24 protein-coding genes are annotated in these 21100 nt (G+C 46.7%); 3 read left to right on the plus strand and 21 right to left on the minus strand.

Annotated features, from left to right (window positions below; translation table 11 throughout):
* Window positions 1-140: 140 nt before the first annotated feature.
* The 12 genes from bslB to spsA form a co-directional block, all read right to left on the minus strand.
* Window positions 141-605, minus strand: coding sequence for a biofilm surface layer hydrophobin BslB (gene bslB, locus LNN34_RS19455; RefSeq protein WP_059335176.1), 465 nt, complete (start codon window positions 603-605; stop codon window positions 141-143).
* 327 nt (window positions 606-932) lie between these two features.
* Entirely contained in the window at window positions 933-1388 is a 456-nt protein-coding gene (locus LNN34_RS19460) for a dTDP-4-dehydrorhamnose 3,5-epimerase family protein (RefSeq protein ID WP_229044240.1), read from the minus strand.
* The gene (rfbD, locus tag LNN34_RS19465; RefSeq protein ID WP_229044483.1) at window positions 1381-2232 is read right to left on the minus strand and encodes a dTDP-4-dehydrorhamnose reductase; all 852 of its coding nucleotides are present in this window, start codon (window positions 2230-2232) and stop codon (window positions 1381-1383) included. The genes LNN34_RS19460 and rfbD overlap by 8 nt, the downstream gene beginning before the upstream one ends.
* A 13-nt stretch (window positions 2233-2245) precedes the next feature.
* Window positions 2246-3193, minus strand: coding sequence for a dTDP-glucose 4,6-dehydratase (gene rfbB / locus LNN34_RS19470; protein WP_229044242.1), 948 nt, complete (start codon window positions 3191-3193; stop codon window positions 2246-2248).
* A 2-nt stretch (window positions 3194-3195) separates the two neighbouring features.
* On the minus strand, window positions 3196-3933 hold the full coding sequence (locus LNN34_RS19475) for a sugar phosphate nucleotidyltransferase (protein WP_044159879.1): 738 nt from the start codon (window positions 3931-3933) through the stop codon (window positions 3196-3198).
* A 24-nt stretch (window positions 3934-3957) separates the two neighbouring features.
* Window positions 3958-4977 carry a PseG/SpsG family protein gene (locus LNN34_RS19480; RefSeq protein WP_229044244.1) on the minus strand — a complete coding sequence of 340 codons (1020 nt, stop codon included), beginning with the start codon at window positions 4975-4977 and terminating at the stop codon, window positions 3958-3960.
* 1 nt (window position 4978) lies between these two features.
* The gene (locus tag LNN34_RS19485; RefSeq protein WP_229044245.1) at window positions 4979-5719 is read right to left on the minus strand and encodes a cytidylyltransferase domain-containing protein; all 741 of its coding nucleotides are present in this window, start codon (window positions 5717-5719) and stop codon (window positions 4979-4981) included.
* Window positions 5712-6833: an N-acetylneuraminate synthase family protein gene (locus LNN34_RS19490; protein WP_229044246.1), complete on the minus strand. Its 1122-nt coding sequence runs from the start codon at window positions 6831-6833 to the stop codon at window positions 5712-5714. Before LNN34_RS19490 ends, LNN34_RS19485 begins: the two co-directional genes overlap by 8 nt.
* On the minus strand, window positions 6833-7702 hold the full coding sequence (locus LNN34_RS19495; protein WP_044159887.1) for a GNAT family N-acetyltransferase: 870 nt from the start codon (window positions 7700-7702) through the stop codon (window positions 6833-6835). Before LNN34_RS19495 ends, LNN34_RS19490 begins: the two co-directional genes overlap by 1 nt.
* On the minus strand, window positions 7703-8872 hold the full coding sequence (locus tag LNN34_RS19500) for a DegT/DnrJ/EryC1/StrS family aminotransferase (RefSeq protein WP_229044248.1): 1170 nt from the start codon (window positions 8870-8872) through the stop codon (window positions 7703-7705).
* 20 nt (window positions 8873-8892) lie between these two features.
* Complete coding sequence (locus LNN34_RS19505; RefSeq protein WP_229044250.1) at window positions 8893-10317, minus strand: CDP-glycerol glycerophosphotransferase family protein; 1425 nt, start codon at window positions 10315-10317, stop codon at window positions 8893-8895.
* A 4-nt stretch (window positions 10318-10321) separates the two neighbouring features.
* Window positions 10322-11092 (minus strand): spore coat dTDP-glycosyltransferase SpsA, encoded by a 771-nt coding sequence (gene spsA, locus LNN34_RS19510; protein WP_229044253.1) that lies wholly within the window; start codon window positions 11090-11092, stop codon window positions 10322-10324.
* A 319-nt stretch (window positions 11093-11411) separates the two neighbouring features.
* Between spsA and gerQ the strand changes: the two genes are divergently transcribed.
* Window positions 11412-11957 carry a spore coat protein GerQ gene (gene gerQ, locus LNN34_RS19515; protein WP_024123267.1) on the plus strand — a complete coding sequence of 182 codons (546 nt, stop codon included), beginning with the start codon at window positions 11412-11414 and terminating at the stop codon, window positions 11955-11957.
* A gap of 60 nt (window positions 11958-12017) precedes the next feature.
* Here gerQ and LNN34_RS19520 read toward each other — a convergent pair.
* The 4 genes from LNN34_RS19520 to LNN34_RS19535 all read right to left on the minus strand — a co-directional run bounded on the left by LNN34_RS19520 (window position 12018) and on the right by LNN34_RS19535 (window position 15386).
* A protein-coding gene (locus LNN34_RS19520; protein ID WP_229044255.1) for an IS3 family transposase occupies window positions 12018-13168 on the minus strand; the annotation gives its coding sequence in 2 pieces (ribosomal slippage) (window positions 12018-12895 and window positions 12895-13168; 1152 coding nt in all).
* Window positions 13169-13292: 124 nt separating this feature from the next.
* Window positions 13293-13664 carry a DUF423 domain-containing protein gene (locus tag LNN34_RS19525; protein ID WP_044159897.1) on the minus strand — a complete coding sequence of 124 codons (372 nt, stop codon included), beginning with the start codon at window positions 13662-13664 and terminating at the stop codon, window positions 13293-13295.
* Between the two features lie 62 nt (window positions 13665-13726).
* Window positions 13727-15049: a purine/pyrimidine permease gene (locus tag LNN34_RS19530; RefSeq protein WP_044159898.1), complete on the minus strand. Its 1323-nt coding sequence runs from the start codon at window positions 15047-15049 to the stop codon at window positions 13727-13729.
* A 19-nt stretch (window positions 15050-15068) separates the two neighbouring features.
* Window positions 15069-15386, minus strand: coding sequence for a YwdI family protein (locus tag LNN34_RS19535; RefSeq protein WP_229044258.1), 318 nt, complete (start codon window positions 15384-15386; stop codon window positions 15069-15071).
* Window positions 15387-15552: 166 nt separating this feature from the next.
* Here LNN34_RS19535 and LNN34_RS19540 point away from each other — a divergent pair, with 166 nt between their 5' ends.
* Window positions 15553-16923 (plus strand): aldehyde dehydrogenase, encoded by a 1371-nt coding sequence (locus tag LNN34_RS19540; protein ID WP_229044261.1) that lies wholly within the window; start codon window positions 15553-15555, stop codon window positions 16921-16923.
* 24 nt (window positions 16924-16947) lie between these two features.
* Here the strand turns inward: LNN34_RS19540 and LNN34_RS19545 are convergent, their stop codons facing one another.
* From LNN34_RS19545 to LNN34_RS19565, 5 genes are all read right to left on the minus strand, one after another.
* A complete protein-coding gene (locus LNN34_RS19545) occupies window positions 16948-17625 on the minus strand; it encodes a uracil-DNA glycosylase (protein ID WP_044159904.1) in 678 nt (225 codons plus the stop codon).
* 13 nt (window positions 17626-17638) lie between these two features.
* Entirely contained in the window at window positions 17639-18445 is an 807-nt protein-coding gene (locus LNN34_RS19550) for a glycosyltransferase family 2 protein (RefSeq protein WP_059353333.1), read from the minus strand.
* A gap of 95 nt (window positions 18446-18540) precedes the next feature.
* Entirely contained in the window at window positions 18541-19068 is a 528-nt protein-coding gene (locus LNN34_RS19555; RefSeq protein ID WP_229044264.1) for a hypothetical protein, read from the minus strand.
* Between the two features lie 47 nt (window positions 19069-19115).
* Window positions 19116-19751 (minus strand): permease prefix domain 1-containing protein, encoded by a 636-nt coding sequence (locus LNN34_RS19560; protein WP_229044265.1) that lies wholly within the window; start codon window positions 19749-19751, stop codon window positions 19116-19118.
* The gene (locus tag LNN34_RS19565) at window positions 19744-20082 is read right to left on the minus strand and encodes a PadR family transcriptional regulator (RefSeq protein ID WP_044159912.1); all 339 of its coding nucleotides are present in this window, start codon (window positions 20080-20082) and stop codon (window positions 19744-19746) included. The genes LNN34_RS19560 and LNN34_RS19565 overlap by 8 nt, the downstream gene beginning before the upstream one ends.
* 144 nt (window positions 20083-20226) lie before the next feature.
* On the opposite strand from LNN34_RS19565, the gene LNN34_RS19570 reads away from it, so the two are divergent.
* Window positions 20227-21042, plus strand: a complete 816-nt coding sequence (locus LNN34_RS19570) for a bifunctional hydroxymethylpyrimidine kinase/phosphomethylpyrimidine kinase (RefSeq protein WP_229044268.1) — start codon at window positions 20227-20229, stop codon at window positions 21040-21042.
* Window positions 21043-21100 lie beyond the last annotated feature (58 nt).

Below are 21100 nucleotides of genomic sequence, written 5' to 3' on the forward strand. Positions count from 1 at the left end.
GCGCTTTTAAAAAACTGTAATCGATCAATTCCTTTCTTGATTGGGTTCACCCTTATCTACATGCAAGATTCGTACCAGTTTTTTAACCATACAAAAAAAGAGGCTGATATCACACCAGCCCCTGATCATTTCTATTGATATTAACGAGGGTCGATAACCAGCTGCGTTTCAGCATAAAAACTGCCGATTCCCAGACCGTTTACCACATCGCCTTTAATCGTGTATGTGCCTGCACGCGGAAGCGTTTTGCGCACCATGACAAGATCGAATTCAGACACCCCTAACAAATCAAGAGTAAGCGGGAGCCTGACCGTTTTTCCATCGTTTAAAATCTGTGTTTCTTTCAGTGTTCTTCCATTCACAGAATCTCTTGTTGTCGCGTGGAATCCGTCAGGAAATTGAAACTCGACTGCTCCCAGAGAAAGCACTGCGTTTGGTTTATAAGTCACTTCAATATCTGAAGTCGTCCATTCTTTTGTACTGTTTACGGTTTTTGCCTCAATTGATGCAGACTGTGCATGCGCTTGGCCTGAAGGAAGCAAGATTGATAGCAGGACAGCTGAACTGATGAAAAATGAAGATACGAATGAAGTTCTTTTTAACATGACATTTCCTCCTCAAATCACGGTTGGAATTTGGCCAGAGCGTCCTCTGCAGAAAAAGCGTTTTACCGTAACTCGCGAATTACCATTTCTTTTTCTTAAAAGTTAATCTATCACCATTTTCCATGGAAGTAAATGTTTTTTTGCGAATATTAACACTTGGCATGATGTAATAAATTCATCCTATATACACAAGATGCTAATAGACTGTTTCTGATCCGTATCTAGTAAAATATGCGGCTGTTATCCCTGTCTTTTGTCCTGATATCAAAACAGGACAAAAAAAGTCGAAGATGCCTCATGATCTTCGATGGATAACTGCTCTATGATTTATTTAAATTCGGTATTCCAGTTAAAACCGATTGTCTCATCATTCCATGGGATTCTTTTTTCATCGGGCTGAGCAGGGTTATACGAGGTTGTCGTAAAATAGATAATTGTCAGCGGCGTTTCGCCCAGCACTCTGTATCCGTGAGCGACGCCTTTTGGAATCAATAACAGCATCGGGTTGTCTTCTCCCATATAATAGACATCGGTTTCTCCTTTTGTTTCTGAATCCTCCCGCAGGTCGTAAAGGACAACCTGAGCGTGGCCGGTCGGGAAGAACCAGAGATCGTCCTGCTTCTCGTGATAATGAAACGCTTTAATCACACCCGGATAGCTTTTGGACCAAGACGCCTGCCCAAAATGCTCTAGAAGGTTCTCATCATCGCGAACCAGTTCGGCAAAAAAACCTCTGTCATCACAATGCTTTGTCAGCTTCTTAACCTTGACTCCTTCAATCACGCGCACTGCTCCTTTCCTGCAAAAATTCCCGTAAAGCTTCCCGCCAGTGGCGCGGGCGTATGCCGGCTTCTTCAATGGCCCGGTGGCTCAGCACAGAGTAAGCCGGCCGGGGTGTCGAATTCCCGTATTCCTCTGTCGTCACGGGCGTAATCGTTGTGTTCAGCCCGCTTTCTTCCATAATGGCCTTTGCGAACTCATACCAGCTGCATATGCCTGAATTGCTGATATGGTAGATACCCGGCGGATGACTGAATAGCTTGATGATCGCTTCCGCCAAATCCTTGGTATAGGTCGGCGAGCCGATTTGATCGTTCACAACCCGCAGCTCTTGTTTTGTTTCCGCGAGCTTCAGCATCGTATGAACAAAATTGCTGCCGCTTTGTCCATACACCCACGATGTTCTGATGATCGTGCTGTCGGTTCTTGCTAACTGGATCAGCTCTTCTCCGAGTTTTTTACTTTTACCGTAGATGGTGTTCGGGTCAAGGTGGCCGTCTTCCCTGTATGGCTGGGTCCCCTTCCCGTCAAATACATAATCCGTGCTGATATGAACATATTGCGCTCCGATGCGGGATGACTCCAGCGCTGTGTAATAAGCGCCAACTCCGTTGATCAAGTATGCTTTATCCAGCTCCGTCTCGCATTTGTCGACGGAGGTAAACGCGGCGGTATTGACCACGATATCCGGCTGATAATGCCCGAACGAATGCCGTACAGAACGCTGATCGGCGATGTTCATCATCTGCTTTGTTAACGCAATGACCTCATATCCGGCTTGCTTCAGCTGGCGGCACAGCTCCAAGCCAAGCTGTCCGCCCGCACCGGTTACCAATACCTTTGTCAATCGGATCACCTTCTCATCGGTCATTGTCTGTATACCAGCGAATCGTGCGCGCAATGCCTTCTTCAAACGGCACTTCCTGCCGCCAGCCAAGCTCATTTTTCAGCTTTGACGCATTGATCGCGTAGCGCCTGTCATGCCCTTTTCGGTCTTCGACGTGAGCAAACAATTCCTCACAGCCCAAATGTTTCATGATGAAACTCGCCAGCTCTTTATTGGTGCGTTCATTTCCGCCGCCGATATTATACACCTCACCGTCGGTTCCTTTTTCTAAAATAAGCTTGATGGCGCGGCAATGGTCCTCTGCAAAAAGCCAGTCTCTGATCTGAAGTCCGTCGCCGTAGAGCGGAACCGGCAAGCCTTGTTTTGCATGGCGGATAATCGTTGGGATCATTTTTTCACTATGCTGATATGGTCCGTAATTGTTGCTGCAGCGTGTAATAATAGCCGGCAGTTTGTGTGTTTTCACATACGATAGAACAAGAAGGTCAGAGCTCGCTTTGCTCGCGGAATAAGGGTTGTTAGGAGAAAGCGGCGTTGTTTCCGTAAATGCGGGATCATTCGCTTCTAAATCCCCGTACACCTCGTCTGTTGAAATATGAATCAGCTTTTTGGCTTTTCCTTGTAAGACTGCCTCAGCCAGACGATATGTGCCCATGACATTCGTTGTGATAAACGGCTCCGCTTGGGAGATGCTTCTGTCTACATGCGATTCCGCGGCGAAATGAATCACGGCGTCATAGGTCTCGTCAAACGCCCGGTCGATATCCTCCTGAATGCTGATATCCCCTTTTACAAACCGAAACCGGCTGTTTCCCTTTAGTTTTTCGATTTCCTGCGGGTGGCTGGCATACGTTAATTTATCTAGAACGGTAATGCGCGCATCCGTTTCCTTCAGCATGAGCTTTGTAAATGTGAGCCCTATGAATCCGGCCCCGCCTGTAATGAAATATGATTTTGCCATAGCTATTCGTCCTGTCCTTTCTGTAAAGCCTGATGTACCAGCCGGGAGGCGAGATAAAGAGATTCGTGTGTTCCTGCATCGACCCACCAGCCCGATAACACATCATACGTAAGCTTGCTGTTTTCAATGTATAAATTATTTACATCGGTGATTTCCAGCTCGCCGCGCTTGGATGGTGATATTTGTTCAATATACGAAAACACCTCTGCATCATACATGTAAATGCCGGTTACACAAAGGTTGGTCGGCGGATGTGCAGGTTTTTCAATAATGGATCGAATGTGTTTGTTTTTCTCATCAATCTCAGCAATCCCAAAACGTTCTGGATCATCCACTTCTTTCAGAAGCACTTTCGCCCCTTTTCCCTGCTGTTGAAATCGCTCCGTATAAGGCTTTAATGAATCTTCGAATATATTATCACCTAATAATAAAATGAAAGGCTCCTTTCCGGTAAAGCGTTTTGCATATGATAACCCATCTGAAATTCCCGATGCGTCGGGCTGCACTTGATAAGTGACGGAGACGCCAAGCTCCTCCCCGCTTCCCAGCAGCTTATAAAACTGCGGCATGTGCTCTTTTTGGCTGATGAGTAAAATCTCTTTAATTCCGGCTTCCTCAAGCTTCATTATCGACCAGTAAATCATCGGATAAGGGCCTACAGGAAGCAAATGCTTGTTGACGGCTTTGGTTAAGGGCATAAGGCGTGAGCCGTTTCCTCCGGCTAAAATGACACCTTTCACATTAACACTTCCTTACGTGCATTTTTATATCTTATCATCAAGCAAATCATAAAGAATGGCTGATACCCGTTTCATTCCTTTTCCATCTACGAGCGGCCTTCCTCCCTCGTGCAGAGAAAGACGGAGAGGATAGCTGCTGAATATTTGTGACATATGATAAGCAAGCTTTTCGACGGATACATTCTCTCCCAGGCCGAGATCAAGAGCGGCGCCATGTTCCGCAAATTTTGCAGCGGTTGCGGTTTGATGGGCAACCTGAGAAAGCACGAGGCACGGCACGCCGATACAGATCGCTTCATAAAGCGAGATGCCGCCGGCGACAATGGCTGCATCTGCTTGCTTCATAAACATAGCCATGTCATTTGTCTGCTCGATTAGTGCGTATTGGGGTTTGTTTTGAATCAATTTACGGACCGCCTCTTGATGCGGTGAAGCGCTGCCCATGATAAAAATCATTTTCTTTTCTTTCCTGTCCGGGAGCTGATCGGCCGCTGCTATCACTTTAAAAACAAGCTGCTTTGGATCGCTTCCTCCTAATGCAACAAGGATATTGCGGCAGTCTTCCTTAAGTGCGTAATCAGCTCTTGCGGCTTGAAAGGCAGGGTGGAGAATAAGATAATCCGGGCCTTCATAGACACGGGTGTTTCCCTGATCGTAAACCTTGCTTCTGACATCGCCGTAAATTCCGTTAATGACCGCATCACTTTGACCTATCGCTTTCTCATTTTTTTCTTCGAACAGAACGATTTTGGCATCTGTGTCTGCTTTTATTTTTGTTAATACATCGACAGGTGCACCAAGAATATCGAATAAAAGCAGATCGAGCTTTTTATCGTTTATTTCCCGGAGAATACATTCATTTTGCTGAAGCTCCGGTTTTACGATGACCTGCCAGTACTCTTCTTGAAGAAATTGTTCAGCCTCGTCATTTGTGTAAAACGTAATGGAACAGCGGTGTTTGAGTTCTTCCGCAAGCCTTTTCATTCGAACGGCGTGCCCCATTCCTTTCTCGAACCCGCCGTCTGCGAATATCCCGATATGCATGCTACTCAACCTCTTTTTGCTTTGTCATACCGTTCATCGCCGCCAGATCAGGGTGCTGGTTCAGCAGGCTGATTAACTCTGCAGCCGAGACATCAGGGCGCTCGCCTGCTTTTTGATAGAGGGCTGAGACCAATTGATAGTCTTCCTCCGTATCGACGGTCAGCCGATATTGAGGAGCGCAGAGCTGTTCCGGAGCCTCTAAAAACTGCAAACGGTAAAGATGGGGATGTTTCCGGACATACAAGGTGACATGCTCTTGGTATTTATCCTCCAGCATTTTGATGCCGCTGATATCGAGCAAAAGCTTGGCGCTCACCGCTTCACTGCAAATGCCTAACGGCGTGTTCAGGATATACGTATAATCCGCGCCTTGATCAAGATGAGCTGAAATCATCATATCGAGCAACTCTGGATCGACAAACGGATTATCCCCCGTTAAGCGGATGACGACTTCCGGTTTCGCTGCCTTTATGACTTGCGCAAATCTGTCGAGAACCCGTTCCTCACTGCCGCGGAAAACGCGAATGCCGTTCTTGATGCAGTGTGCCTCTAATACATCGTCGGCTTTTTTGTCAGATGTAGCGATGACAAGATTATCGCGCTCCTTTTGATAGAACGCGCTTTGCCGTACGCGCTGAACGAGAATATCGAGTAAATGCTCCGAGCCAAGCGGACGCAGTACTTTTCCAGGAAGGCGTTCCGATCCCATTCTCGCCTGCACGATAAAAAGTATGTCAACCATGGGACGGGCTGTCCTTCGTTAAAATATCTTCCCATGTAATGCCTGTGTCTGCCGGGATGTCCCTTACCGCACGCACACCGCCGGTCAATATCTCAAAAAATCTCGGGTGCAGCCCCTGAGGCTTTTGTCCGGGGCGGAGCACGGCAATATTGTCTTCGCTGAAGGCATCCCCTTTTTGAATCGGAGCCGTTGTGAAAATTCCCCTGTATGCAAATGTTCTGATTTCACCCTCAATGGCAGTTGTTGTTTTGTATGAACTGCCCAGCAGCTTTTCAGAAACTGGCTTCCTGATGCCTTGTTTCAGTTCGGCTTCCGTTTCCCTGATGGCCTTGACCATTTCCTTTAATTCATCCGGATTTAATGCAAATGAATGATCAGCCCCCGGCAGGTTTTTATCGATAGTAAAATGCTTTTCTATCAGTCTGGCGCCGAGCCGGACCGCGGCACATGGCGCTTCTGTCGGGTGCTCGCTATGATCCGAAAAACCGATGAGCGCATCCGGAAAAGCGGCGGCAAGCATCGGGATCACACTGAGGTTGCTGTATTCAGGCGGTGCTGGGTATTTCGCCACACAATGCATAATGGCAATTTCGTGGTTGCCCTCTGCTCTGATGGTGCGCCAAGCCTCATGAATATCAGCAATTTCCGCTCCGGCTGTCGAAAAAATCATCGGCCTGTTCATGCGGGCGACGTACTTGAGCAGCGGGAGATGGTTAATTTCATAGGATGCGATTTTAAAAGCACTTGGAGAAGTGGAAAGCAGCAGATCAGCTGATCCTTCATCACACACCGTGCTTAAAAAGATCACCTGTTTCTTGCGACAGTAGTCCAAAAGCGGATTAATCCACTCCGCGGGCAATTCCATGGACTGAACGAGAGAAAAAATTGATACATCATTGCCCGCAGCCGTTTTGTATAATCCAGGATCCTTTTGATACATCTTATCAGCCTGGAACATTTGAAATTTCACGGCATCTGCACCCGCTTCCGCCGCGGCATCAATCAGTGCAAAGGCCTGATCCAATTTTCCGTCATGATTAATTCCTGCCTCGGCAATGATAAAAACGGGAGCATCTTTGCCGACAGTTTTGTTTGCAATCTGAAAACCCGCCATTATTTCGCCTCCTTGCCCGGCCAAATGTGATAATAGTAATATGATTGAACAGCGGTGAAGCCCATTCTTTCATATAGGCGGATCGCTCTGACATTATGAAGCTGCGTCCCCGCTGTTACCGTTTTATGCTTCAGCGTCTCCGGTTGTTCTATGAGATTCGCCAATAAATGAAACGCGATACGCTTGCCTTCATACCCCGGCTTCACAGCCATCAAATCAAGCGCATACTCATCACCTTTTGATAAACCTTGCAGGTAGCCGATTATTTCCCCATTATATTTAGCGGCAATATTGATATCCGCTCTCCCCATCAGATTGTTTCGTGTCCACTCTTGAAAGATTTTGTTCGCCGCCTCACGGCTGAGATAAGGATCGTGAAAATATCTGCTTTTCATAAATGCGTTGCTGGCTAACTGGCAAATCTCTTCGGTGTCTCCAGGCTCAGGCTGAACCAGTTCAAAAAATGGCGGCGTTTTTTCATATATAGACGGGGCCTTCGCCAGTTTAAGCAAACTGCCGACAAAATAAGAGGACGGCTGCTGCTGAATGACATGTACTGCTCCGATATCCTCTGCCGGTACACGCACAAACACAAAATCCGTTTCATCCGTTTGCCGAACAGAATAAAAGGCCTGAAATAGCTGTTTTAGCTGTCCTGTGCTGTTAGCCGCGAGAAGCTTTACGTTCATGACTTTTTTCTGAAGCATTTTGCTTTCCCAAAGAGCGTCTTCATACAGCATCACACCTTGAAGCTGGCTGTTTTCAAATAGTCCGATCGAAAATTGATACGACCCGTCAAGTGTCATCTGTTTGCTTTGGAGAAATTCCATGATCGCCTCTTTGGAAACATTCTCTTTTATCGTATACACCTAACCAGCCCCTTTTGCGATGTCCCGCACGGCCTCTATCACATCGTTGACATCTTCGTCAGACATTGATGGATACAGCGGGAGTGACAGGGTGCGTTTGTAATACTTCATGGCGAGCGGGTAGTCTGTTTCCTTAAACCCGAATTCCTTTTGATAATACGGATGAATATGCACTGGGATAAAATGAACACTGGTCCCGATATTGTATTCATCCTTTAGAGCCGTAATTATTTCATCCCGAGTGACGCCAGCCTTTTTTTCATCAACTTGCAGGACATATAAATGCCAGGCGTGCCGTCCTTCGTTATGAACAAACGGCGTGATCAGCCCCGGGATTTGCTGAAAAGCAGCTTGATACTGACCCGCGATCTCTTCTCTCCGTTTTTGCATGTCATCCAGCCGTTTCAGCTGATGAAGCCCGAGCGCCGCCTGCAGATCAAACATGTTCATTTTGTAGCCGGGCGACTCGACCTCATAGTACCAGCTGCCATTTGAAGAATAACGGTTCCACGCGCCTTTGCTCATGCCGTGAAGGCTCAGAACCCTGATTTTGTCAGCAAGCTCCTCATCATCCGTCGTCAGCATGCCGCCTTCCCCTGTCGCCAGGTTTTTGGTCGCGTAGAAGCTGAATGCTGTCGCATCCCCGATGGAGCCGATCATTCTCTGCTTATAAGTGGTGTATACTGCATGCGCCGCATCCTCGAGCACAAATAGACCGTGTGTTTGAGCAATGGCTAAAATCGCGTCCATGTCACAGGACTGCCCGCCAAAGTGGACGGGTACAACGGCTTTCGTCCGCGGTGTGATCGCCGCCTCAAGCTTTTCCGGATCAATGTTAAGCGTCTTTTCATCTATATCCGCAAACACCGGCGTTGCTCCGGTATGAATAATCGTATTGGCGGTTGAGCTGAACGTCAGTGGAGAGGTGATGACTTCATCACCCGGTCCGACCCCTTTTGCTTTTAAAGCCAAAAATAAAGCAGCGGTACATGAATTCAGCGCCACGGCGTGCTTAGCTCCGACAAACGCGGCAAACTCCTTTTCAAACTGCTGAACCTTCGGGCCTTTGGAAAGCCATCCGGATTCAAGCGTTTCTGTGACCTCCTGAATTTCTTCCTTTCCGATCAGCGGCAAGGAATAAGGAAGAAAATGATTTCTCTTTTGCACCATTTCTTTGCGCTCCTATCGTTTTATTCAGAATGATCCCGCCTGTAATCAACCCCTGTTTTTGCTTTCAGTTCCGAAAACAAGGCGAGTGTTGACTCAGTAACCGGGTAATTAGAAGCCGTAAATGACAGACGCGCCGCTTCTGCCTTCTGATACATGGCGGGATTTTGAAGAACCTCAATCAGGGTGCGCGCTAATTCCTCCGGTTTTTCAAATAAAAAATCGCCAAGAGACTCGTAATACGGATACGTGCGGTTTCCGGTGGATTTCCCGATCAGTGCGGGCTTTTGAAACAGCATGGCTTCAAGGCCCACCGTTGAGGTTTGTGTCACAGCGGCGTCAGCATACATCAGAATATCGTACAGATCCAGCTCTTTTTTGATGACTCTGCATGCTTTATGTTTTTTTGCCGCCGCATGATACAGATCCAGCTTGTTTTTTCCAATTTCCCATGGGTGAGGTTTAATGATGATTTGCAGCTGTTTTTGCGTGGAAAGCTCATCTAACACACTTGAATAAAATTCCTCGGAGAAAGGCTGTGTCGCGATCAAAACGATTTTTTTAGACGGGTGAAAGGCCAGCTTTCGATAAAATACTGACATGTCCATAGGTGTCCTGTTAAAAATGTCGTCAAAGCGGGGATGACCCGTTATGAGAATCTGTTCTGGTTTGCAGCCTTTTTGCTGATACCAACCAGCTTCATATGCGCCAAAAACAGCCTGATAGGTTGTAAAAACGGGCAAGAAAGCTTCATCACCCATCAGCGCTCCATGCTGAAGGCAGATGCTCACGGCCCCTCTCCTTTCGCACATAAGAGCGAGCACCCTGCTGTAAATGTCTTCTGTCGTTCCTACAACAACGGCAGAAATGTTCTCTTTCGTGAATAAAGCATCTACTGTATCAATGGCTTCCATGAACAAAGGAATATCCTTGAAAAGCCGTTCACGAAATGCTTGATCACCGAATGCCGGGTGGTCGTCATAAGCCGAAAGAATCGAAAAAGCCTTTTCAAGATATGGCTTCGGGTCGCCTTTTTCACATGAAGCAGCCACTTCAGGCTTGCTGATCACAGGCAAATCGCAATAATTTGGCATACTCCATCTTGCCAAAACAGCTGTTTTCTCAGGATCAAATTGGTAGTAATTTTCGTTTACAAAACGAAGGTGATCAAAATGCAAGATCACTTTTCCCTTAACAGGCGCGTCATTTGTTTTGGCAATGCTCTGTTTTTTCTCTTCAAAAAACGTCTGAATCTGACCTTCATCGATATGCTGATCCGCAGGTCCGAATAATTCCGGTTCTTCTTCCATCATCACTCTCAGCTCAGGGCTGATGTATTGGTAAAAATTACTGATAAGCCCGAGCGGAATCTCCTTGTAGCGAAGCCTGTCAAAAAGCTCCGCATACTTCCGGTACAGCACCCAATAATTGCTTAAATAGGCCGACACACTCTCACCCCATTCCAAGCTTTTTTAATGATTCACGCAGTTCGCGGCAGTTGCGCTGCGGAGGAAGATTCCGAACGAACTCGTTTTTTTCTGACTCAAACAGCTGAAAATGAATGGATTGGTCTGTAATATAGTTCAGATCAAGCTCCTCGGCCAGCGGGTAAAACGGATAAAAATGATTGACTCTCCAAAAGAACCGGGCATCACCGATCCGGTAAAACGCCGGGCTTTCATCCCAATAAGAGCCAAACGCCTCCTTTACCTTCTCGAGCACCGAATACCTGTGCATCACCGAGCAATGGTCAATTGCGCACGGAGCGTTCCACGTTACTTGACTGGCGGGCCTGACAGTTTCTTTTATAATGTCTCGATTCTGGTTTAAATGATAGGTTTTCGAGCTTGAGTAGATCACAGCCTTTTCCGGGTGACCATCGAGTTCACGCACCATCTTTAACAGCCGATCCGGCATATAGATGTTGTCATCCGTCGCATAGGTGATATATTCACCCTCTGCCATCTCAATCGCTTGGTTGATCAGGGCCGCGTATCTCGTTTTTTCCGTTCTTTCCTTCACTCCAGATACATCGCTTTGATAGAAATGCACACGGTTATCATTCAAAAAGGGACGGATTTCATTCAGCGTCTTTTCATTTGAGTTGTCATCCATAATAAAAAATTCAAAATCAGAAAAAGTTTGTGAGAGTATGCTTGAAATGGACTTTGCCACATAATCGCTTTTGTTATAACTCGTCATAATCACTGAAACTTTCGGCAAATCCTACACCTCCTTCTTGAATTTCCACACATGAAACTAACGTTATCTTATGTTGCTTAAGCGCAAGTTGCGCTAGGAATACAGACCAATATGCGAAAAGATTGTGTAGGTCCATTGAAAAAACAGTGATCGGCCAGAGAAATCGGCACGCTCACTGTTCTTTTTTCAGCATATTCCAAGCTTTGGCCTCATAAGGTGAAAGAGATAAAAATCGCACTAGCGACTAAGATCGTTTGTCATCGGAGGTGAGTCATCTCGGATCGTTTATTTATACATCCGGAACATGTTCTGAATGGTTTTCATAAAAAGGAGGAACGATATGAAACCGAAAAAAAATCAATATCAGCAAATGCAGGGATATGATATGCAGGGGTATTCGCCTCAATTCGGCCCAAATCCGTACCCGCAGCCGCAAGGGCAAGGCCCGCAAATGCAAGGCCCACAAATGCAGACGATGGGACAAATGCAGCAAATGCCCATGCAGCAGGGGCAGCAAGGCTTCGGATTCCCCACTCAGCAGCAGGGCCAGGGCGGCGGGTTTCAAATTCCATCGGGGCCCACGCCATCGGGCGGCCAAAACATTCCCGGCATGCTGCCTGTCGAGGAATCATATATCGAGAATATACTGCGCCTGAACAGGGGAAAAACGGCTACCATCTATATGACATTTGAAAACAGCAAAGAGTGGGGATCAAAGATTTTTCGCGGCGTCATCGAGGCTGCGGGCCGGGATCACATTATTATCAGCGATCCAAAGACAGGAACCCGCTATCTTCTGCTGACGATCTATCTTGATTACGTCACCTTTGATGAAGAAATTGCATATACCTACCCATACTCGATGTCATCCTATTCGCCAAGATAAAGAAAAAAGCCAATCACTCGGGACTGACCCCCGTTTTTGAGACAGGGATCAAAACACCTTTTATACAGCCAATTGCCGATAGCTTATCGGTGATTGGCTGTTTAGTTTCGTTTGAATACGAATATTGTTATAATAATGAATGTATTCTGTGACAGTGCGTTCTACGATGGCGGTCGTAGTTCGATCAATGCTGTTTAGATAGAACGTTTCAGACTTTAGTGAGGAATGAAACGATTCGATGGAGGCATTATCAGCGGGCGTCCCTTTGCGGGACATGCTCATGGTAATGCCTTTTGTGTTAACAGCTTTTTGATACTCGTAAGATGTATACACAGATCCTTGGTCACTATGTAACACGCAGTTCTGAGGCATTGTTGGCAGTTGATCAAGTGTGTTTAAGACAAAGTCTGTGTCCTGCTTGTCTCCAATCGTGAAAGCAATCACTTCTCCATTGTATACATCCAATATACTGGACAGATACAATTGTTTCTGTCCGTAAGGCAAATACGTAATATCTGTTACTAGTTTTTCGAGAGGGCGATCGGACTGAAAGTTCCGATCCAATACATTATCGGCCACGGCACATGGTTGTCCATTCCTCTTACGCTTCTTAACCTTAACACGGCACTGCCACTGATTTTTCTGCATGATACGTTGAACCGTTTTATGGTTAATACGCATTCCCTTTTTTAATATAGCTGTAATTTTTCGATATCCATATCGATACTTGTGCTCTCGGCACAACGTGCCAATTTGTTTTTCCAAATCGCATTTGGGATGATCTTTCGTCAGGTTCTTCTTCCAACGATAATAAGACGCTCGTGAGATACCTAAATGAACACAGATATCCTGCACGGTTATTGTGCTGCGCAATCCTTCTACAAGTTCGACTGACGTTTGGCTATCAACTTCCTTTCCAATTCTTTGTACTTTTTTAAAACTTCATTCTGTTGTCTCAGATAACGGTTCTCTGCCTGCAGTTTCTCTAAATCGGAAGCATACTCCGGCCCTTTTCCGTAAGTGTATTGCTTTCCAACAGGCTGTTCGAATCGATGTGTATCCCCAGCCTTATGCCATCTAACCCATGTCTGAATCTGAGTCTTATTCTTGATATTCAATTCCTGCATGATCTCTTTCATAGGCACGCCTGCCAATCTCATTTCTACAGCCTTCTGTTTGACTTCAATCGGATAACTCACTCTTGTTCCCATGCAAAAAACACCTCCAAGTCTAATTTCGGCTAACAATCATCCGTTTTCAAACTTGAAGGTGTTTTTTATTTGTCTCATCTTATGGGGTCAGTCCCCTCAAAATCATGAGGATTGGCTTTTTTATTTATAGATATTTGACGGCTGCGACAACGATCATGATCCAAGAAATAATGAACGCCACACCGCCAAGCGGCGTGATTGCCCCGAGAATGGAAATTTGCGTCACACTGAGGATGTATAAGCTTCCGGAAAACAGCACAATCCCAGCAAACATCAGCCAGCCGGCTGTTGTGACGCTGCCGATGCCAGACAGTTTATCCGCAAGAAACGCGACAACAAAAAGCCCCAGCGCGTGATACATATGATACTGCACGCCAGTGTGCCAAACCTGAAGATATTTATCGGGAATTTTCCCTTCTAACCCGTGTGCGCCAAATGCCCCGAGGCCCACGGCAAGCATGGCATTAATAGCGCCTAATATGAGAAATATTTTCATCTATTCTCTCCCGCCTTTTCGTTAAACTCATATCAATTATCATATCGCACCTGTATGAAAATTCAATGTTTGTTCTCTGATGACACGAGATTGTCGGATTTTCTCCTGCGCCAAAGCTGAAACTGATCCATCGCTATTGCAGCAAGCGTCCCTAAGACAAGCCCGTTGCTTAACAGAGAAATAAACACCGGATGCATATCCTTTAATGCACTTTCTGGCACAAACATAATGCCGACACCTGTAAGCAGTGAAATGCCGATCACAGCCCGCACTCTTTTCAGCTCTGATTTCTCATAGGAATCAAATTCAGTAAACGCCAAACCAACCATTGCCGAGAACACAACAAAGTTTACCGCGAATCCAACGGGTGACGGCAGGCTTGCAAACGCATTCATAAAAAACGGAATCACGCTGATGAAAACGACCAGCATACTGCCGAGAACAAACGGCTTTTTAGAAGGCATCTTTGTCGTTTCAATAAAACCCGCGGCTCCCGAAATCGGAACCGGTGCAATGGCTCCAGACAAACCGCTCAGCAAATGGCTGAATGCAGCCGCAAAACCGGCAGGGCGCTCATGATGCTTTCCATCTGTCTGTTTGCCGAATTTTTTCACCGCAATGTCCACAACCTTCATACTTGCCAGCATGTTAACGATCAGCAGGATCGTAATAAAAACCGAGGTGATGGCTAGGCCGCTGTTAAATAACGGGGCACCGAACGGAAACAGAGACGGCAGCTGAAACAGCCGATCCGGCATTTCGATCGGTTTCGCAACGCCCGCAGCAGCAAACAGCACCCATCCGCCGAAAAGGGCCAATAAAATAGAATATTGCTTTAAAAAAACGATATGAGAATTTGACATGATAAAAGCTGCGGCGACGACAACCAGCGCGAGGACAAATACAAGACCGTCCACGCTGTCTTTTAAATAGCCGATGCCGAGAAGCCCTTTTATTATCGGCTGGCTCAGCTGCATAACGAGCAGCAGCAAATAGACCCCTGTCACAACCGGAGTAAACAAGGCAGCAAGCCGGTCAATGACCTTGAAGACACTTAACAAAAAGAAACATACAGCGCTTACAAGAAGCGCCCCCTGCAAGCCTCGCAATGTTTCGCCATATGTCGCAAACACCGTTCCGGTCAGGCCGCCGTAGATCGTGTACACTCCCCACCACAAGCCGGCAGGGCTTTCATTTATAGGCAGCCGGTGTCCTTTCAAACACTGAATAACTGCGGCAATTCCCAATACAAAAAAAGTGCTTTGAATCAGCCGTGCAGAATCTGAATGATCCAGATGAAACGACTGGGCAACCGCCACCGGAACAACAATCGCCGCGGCAATCATAAACGCTGTCCATTGCAGAGCGCCAAGAACCAATTTCACGTAAGCTCAACCTTTCTGATTAAAAATCAAATAAAGACTCTCCGTTTCCATCCTCTTCCTGCTTATCTTTTTCCTGCTTCCGATATTTGTTTAATCCCGCGCTGCCCATCATTTTTTCCATCAGCAGCTGGTCTGTCGAAGGCGGCGCCGAAGGACTTAGCGTGACACTCGGCTGAATACGCGGCGCGCTCCCCGTCTCCGGCTGATCCAGCACGACGTCGCACAAAGAACGGACGACCGCCACGTGACGCTTCAGCTCCTCATCACCTTCAGCAGTCTTTGCTTTCTTCAATTCCTCTTCCATCTTCTGAATCAAAGCGGATATATGAATGTTCATAAAAAATCCTCCAAAAATAAAATGTAGTCTCCCTGCATTTTATCAAATTCCCGCCGCAAACGCAGACAAGAGTTTGTTATTTTTTCTGACAAGCGCCTCGCATTTGACATGCAGAAGACATTTTTCACATAATGAATCACCATGACCCGCAGGAAGGAGAGAGAATATGAACAGCATCCCCTCTATTGTCAGCAGACATCAAGCATTTTTCGCGGCAGGGCATACGAAATCAATTGACTCAAGACTGGACGTCTTAAAGAAATTGAAACACACCATCAAAGCGTATGAAGCAGACATCACAGCCGCTCTCTATCAGGATCTTCACAAATCTGAACAAGAAGCATACTCAACGGAAATCGGCATCGTTCTGGAGGAAATCAGCTTTGTGATGAAACGTCTGAAAAAATGGGCCAAGCCGAAAAGAGTTAAAACGCCATTGACCCATATCGGTTCCAAAAGTGTCATTATCCCCGAGCCGTATGGCACCGTCTTGGTGATTGCGCCATGGAACTATCCCTTGCAGCTGGCGCTTTCTCCATTAATCGGAGCCATTGCGGCCGGAAACACGGTCGTTCTCAAACCCTCAGAATATACGCCAGCTGTTTCGGCTGTTCTTTCCGATCTCATCCATGACGTTTTTCCGGATCATTATGTCGCTTTGGCGGAAGGCGGGCCGGACATCAGCACAGCTTTATTACAGCAGCCGTTCGACTACATATTTTTTACAGGAAGCGTCGCCATAGGAAAAGTTGTCATGGAAGCGGCGGCCAAACAATTAATCCCTGTCACCTTAGAGCTCGGAGGCAAAAGCCCCTGCATCGTGCATAAGGATGCCGACATCAAGCTTGCCGCCAAACGCATCGTCTTCGGGAAATTTACGAATGCGGGCCAAACCTGCATCGCACCGGATTATTTGCTCGTTCACGAAGACATCAAAACAGTGCTTGCGGAAGAAATGAAGCGTGTCATTGGCGAGTTTTACGGACCGCAGCCCGAACTGAATCCGGCTTATGGCAAAATCGTCAGTGAACACCACTATCAGCGGCTGCTGAGCTTTCTGAAAGACGGTGTCGCGCTAAGCGGCGGCCAAGCCGATCACAGGCACCACAAAATAGCGCCGACCATCCTCGATCAAGTCACAGATGATTCCCCTGTGATGCAAGAGGAAATTTTCGGGCCCATTCTTCCGCTGTTTACATATCGCGGCATCGATGAAGTCATTGAAAAAGTCAAGTCGCGTCCCAAGCCGCTCGCCCTGTATGTGTTTACGACAAACCAAACAATTGAACGAGAGGTATTAGAAAACCTGTCGTTTGGCGGCGGCTGTGTCAACGATACGTTAATGCATGCCGCGACACCGTATTTGCCATTCGGCGGCGTGGGAGAAAGCGGAATCGGCAGCTATCACGGATTTGACAGCTTTAACACATTTACGCACAAAAAAAGCGTCGTCAAGCAAACGAACCGCTTCGACTTCGCTTTCCGTTATCCATCCTCCAAAAATGGCCTGCGTTTGATTCGAAAAATACTCAAATAAAAAAGCGCAGGCCATCTGCGCTTTTTATAAATCCTTTATACACCAATCAATCGGAGCCTCACCCATTTTCTCCAAGAAGGCATTCGCCCGTGAAAATGGCCTGCTGCCAAAAAATCCGTTTCTTGCTGAGAACGGGCTGGGATGCGTCGATTCAATAATAAAATGCTTGGACGTATCGATCCGTTCTTTTTTCATTTGGGCATGCCGGCCCCACAATATAAAGATGATCGGCCGCTCTCTTTCATTCAGCACGTCAATCATCCGGTCAGTCAGACGCTCCCAGCCTTTTCCCTTATGGGAATTCGCCTGTCCGCGCCGCACCGTAAGCACGGTATTCAGCAAAAGAACCCCTTGCTTCGCCCAGCTGACGAGCGACCCGTGATTCGGTATGCTGCAGCCGATATCATTCTGAAGCTCGAGAAAAATATTTTTCAATGAAGGCGGCTGCTTCACGCCCGGCTTTACGGAGAAGCTTAAGCCTTGCGCCTGTCCAGGCCCGTGATACGGATCTTGGCCGAGAATAACCACCTTGACATCATCGTACGGCGTATAGTGCAGCGCATTAAAGATATCGCGGCTGTCCGGATAGACCGTCTCCTCCATGTATTCCCGCTTCAGCATTTCTCTCAGCTCTTGATAATACGGTTTTTCAAACTCTTCCTTCAGCTGTTCCCACCAGCTGTCCTGTAAAAGCTGTTTCAAGATGCAAACCTCCTTACGAACGATGAAGTCTGGAATAGACAGGTTTGCCATCCCAAACAATCTCACTTTGTGCTTCCCGTCTCTTCATGTCAGGCTCTTCAAGCAGGACGGCAAAGTTTTTCGTCGGCAGTTCCCCTAGTCCGTGCTTCTCGCTTAAACGATCCAAATATTGCTTCCGCTTGGCGCCAAGGTCTGCGGACTGATTGTCTCCCGCGTCACTGAATGCATATATCACACTGGCACAAGGCACACGCTTGACCCGGTAATCCTTCGCTGCACGCAAGTAAAAATCCCAGTCCCAATAATTATGCACATCAGCATCGAAATACCCGACCTCATCGTGCAGGAAACGTCTGTACATGCTGCCCGATGGCACGTAGGTCGAGAACACTCTCATATCCTCATAGTCAGCGGTATAAGCAAACAATTTCCGTGACACTGGATATCTTGTTCCGTTTTTCTCTTCAAACGAAACAATTTCGGCATCAGAATGAACAAAATCTGCCGTTTCCATTTCTTTCGCCATTCTTTCCAGATGGCCCGGCGTGAAGAAATCATCATCATCACAAAGCATGATACAGTCGCCTGACACCTCTTTGACACCCGCATTTCTCGCGGCCACATGGCCTGAGTTCTTCTCTAAATCAATCACAACAATCGGCAGCTCCGGATACAGTGCTTTGGCCCGCTCAACCGATTCCCCGGCATCATTGACAATAATGACTTCATACGGCTTCATAGTTTGCTGCGAAATCGACTCCAGCAGCTCGCACAAAGCCGGAATCCGATTATAGGTCACAATTACGATAGAAATCTTCATGATGCACTCCTTCTCATTTTCATAGTCATGTACTATTAAAACATATATTGGACGGGAGATCAGTGGGAAGATCCTACCGAACTGTGAAATGAAAACTACAGAAACAGCAATGTGACGCCTACCAGAAGCACCATAATCAGCATCAGATCTGCGCATACACGAACGACATCTTTCAGGCGGACGCCATTCGGCAGGACGAGATGCCACAGCTTCGATTGATAGACCGGCAGCAGCACCAATGCGTAAGAAAGGCACAAAAAAGTGAAGGCCGGCGGAACAAAAGCACAGCCTGCATCGTCCCAATCCCTCACAATTTCAGAAACACTCGTTCCATCTGACAAAAACAAACCAATCAGCAAGGCCAGCAGAACAAAGGACCCCAATTGAACATCAAACAGACGCATGCGTTGATGGCAAGCAAGCCTGAGTGCCCAAAACCAGCCTAGAGAATAGAAGAATAATAAAAAAATGATTGCCCCAGCAGTAAAAACAACATCTGGCAGCCTATCGAGCAAAAAAACAAGCGGTACGGACACAGCCATAACCAAAAGCATGGAGGCACCCACAAACAAAAATACAGCCACATGAATAACAAAACCATATAAACAAGAGCCGAGTCTCATGACAATCCCCCTCACTACATAGAATTTCTATGTACATACCTAAAAAATCAGGCAAGCTGGCGCCTGCCAAAATAACAGCCTATTCGCCCGCACGCCGGAAATAACAGCGTAGCACAAGCACACGCCCCTATAAACCAAGGTGTCAGCAAGGATTGAAACAGCGCAGCAGGAACGAGATCAAACAGAAAAACAAACATAAAAATAACGTTCGGCACCATGGAAATAAGAATCGTATGTAAAACAAGCCGTTCACCGCGTTGCCCGAACTCCCTGACGCCTTGGTACCCAATCAGCACCCAATAGAGAATATAAGCAGCTAAAATCAGCCACACAGAAACAGAAATGCCTTTCCACACTGCATGAACAAAGGAAGATTCTAACCATGCATGCAATGCCGTAATGGTAATACCTGCTGCAAATAAAGCACTATTGCAGAAAAGATGGAATAATAAAAACGTACGGGCGGATACAGGCTGTTCTTTCTGAAAGGAAGATACAATCTCATCCGGTGTGCCAAACTCCCGAAGCAAACATTCCATGGCTTCCGCCTCACTCTTCCCCTCTTGAATGGAGTGAAACAAGTGGTGGTCAATATGGTTTTCGATCTCTTCGATCATCGCTTCACAATCAGAAACCCCTTTAAGCCCGTTTTTCACTTTATATATATAAGTCTCTTTATCCATTCTGTCCGCCCCGCTTCAGCATTCGGTCCATCATCGCTGAAAACACGCTCCATTCCTTTGTGCGCTCTGCAAGAATCTCTCTGCCGTCTTCTGTAATCCGATAATACTTACGATCCGGCCCTTTCTCCTGCTTCTCCCAATAGGAAGAAATATATCCTTGCCGTTCAAGTTTATGAAGGGAAGGATACAATGTTCCCTCTTTCATCTGCAGTTCATGATCGCTGCGGCTTCCCATCTCTTTTACAAGCTCATAGCCATACATCGGCCTCTCATTCAGGAGCGTTAATACCAATATCACAGTGCTGCCTTTAATCAGCTCACGATTTAACATGACAAAACCCCTACCTAGTTTTCTTATGTAGCATTTTACGAAATCACCCTGATATTGTCAATTGATTCCTATAAACCTTTCATATTGTGATAAGCAGAAAATCTAACTATAATGAGATATAAAACATTGATGGAGGTTCAACACATGTCTATGCATAAAGCACTCACGATTGCCGGCTCCGATTCCAGCGGCGGCGCGGGAATTCAAGCTGATTTAAAAACATTTCAAGAAAAAAACGTATACGGGATGACGGCCTTAACGGTGATCGTCGCGATGGACCCAAACAACAGCTGGGACCATCAAGTCTTTCCGATCGATCCTGACACGATTCGCGCCCAGCTCGCAACGATTGTAGACGGCATCGGTGTGGACGCCATGAAAACAGGAATGCTGCCAACCGTTGACATTATTGAGCTTGCGGCGACAACGATCAAGGAAAAACAACTGCAAAACGTCGTGATTGATCCGGTTATGGTTTGCAAAGGGGCAAATGAGGTCCTTTATCCAGAGCACGCGCAAGCCCTGCGTGAACAATTGGCACCGCTCGCTACCGTGATTACACCAAATCTGTTCGAAGCCAGCCAGCTCAGCGGCATGGGCGAATTAAAAACGATTGAAGACATGAAAGAAGCGGCGAAAAAAATCCACGCCCTCGGTGCTCAATATGTTGTGATTACAGGCGGAGGCAAGCTGAAGCACGAAAAAGCTGTAGACGTTCTGTATGACGGAGAAACAGCGGAAGTCCTTGAAAGCGAAATGATTGATACGCCTTATACACATGGCGCCGGCTGTACGTTCTCCGCAGCGGTGACAGCAGAACTCGCAAAAGGTGCGGAAGTCAAAGAAGCGATTTACGCGGCGAAAGAATTTATTACTGCTGCGATTAAAGAGTCCTTCCCGCTGAATCAGTATGTCGGACCTACGAAGCATTCAGCATTGCGCCTGAATAAGCAATCATAAGCGTAACAGGCTGCCTTATAAAGAGGCAGCCTGTTTTTGTTTTCAATCTTACACATTG

Origin of the sequence: Bacillus sp. AF23 (assembly GCF_020861455.1) — a bacterium.
Taxonomy (GTDB): Bacteria; Bacillota; Bacilli; order Bacillales; family Bacillaceae; genus Bacillus; species Bacillus halotolerans.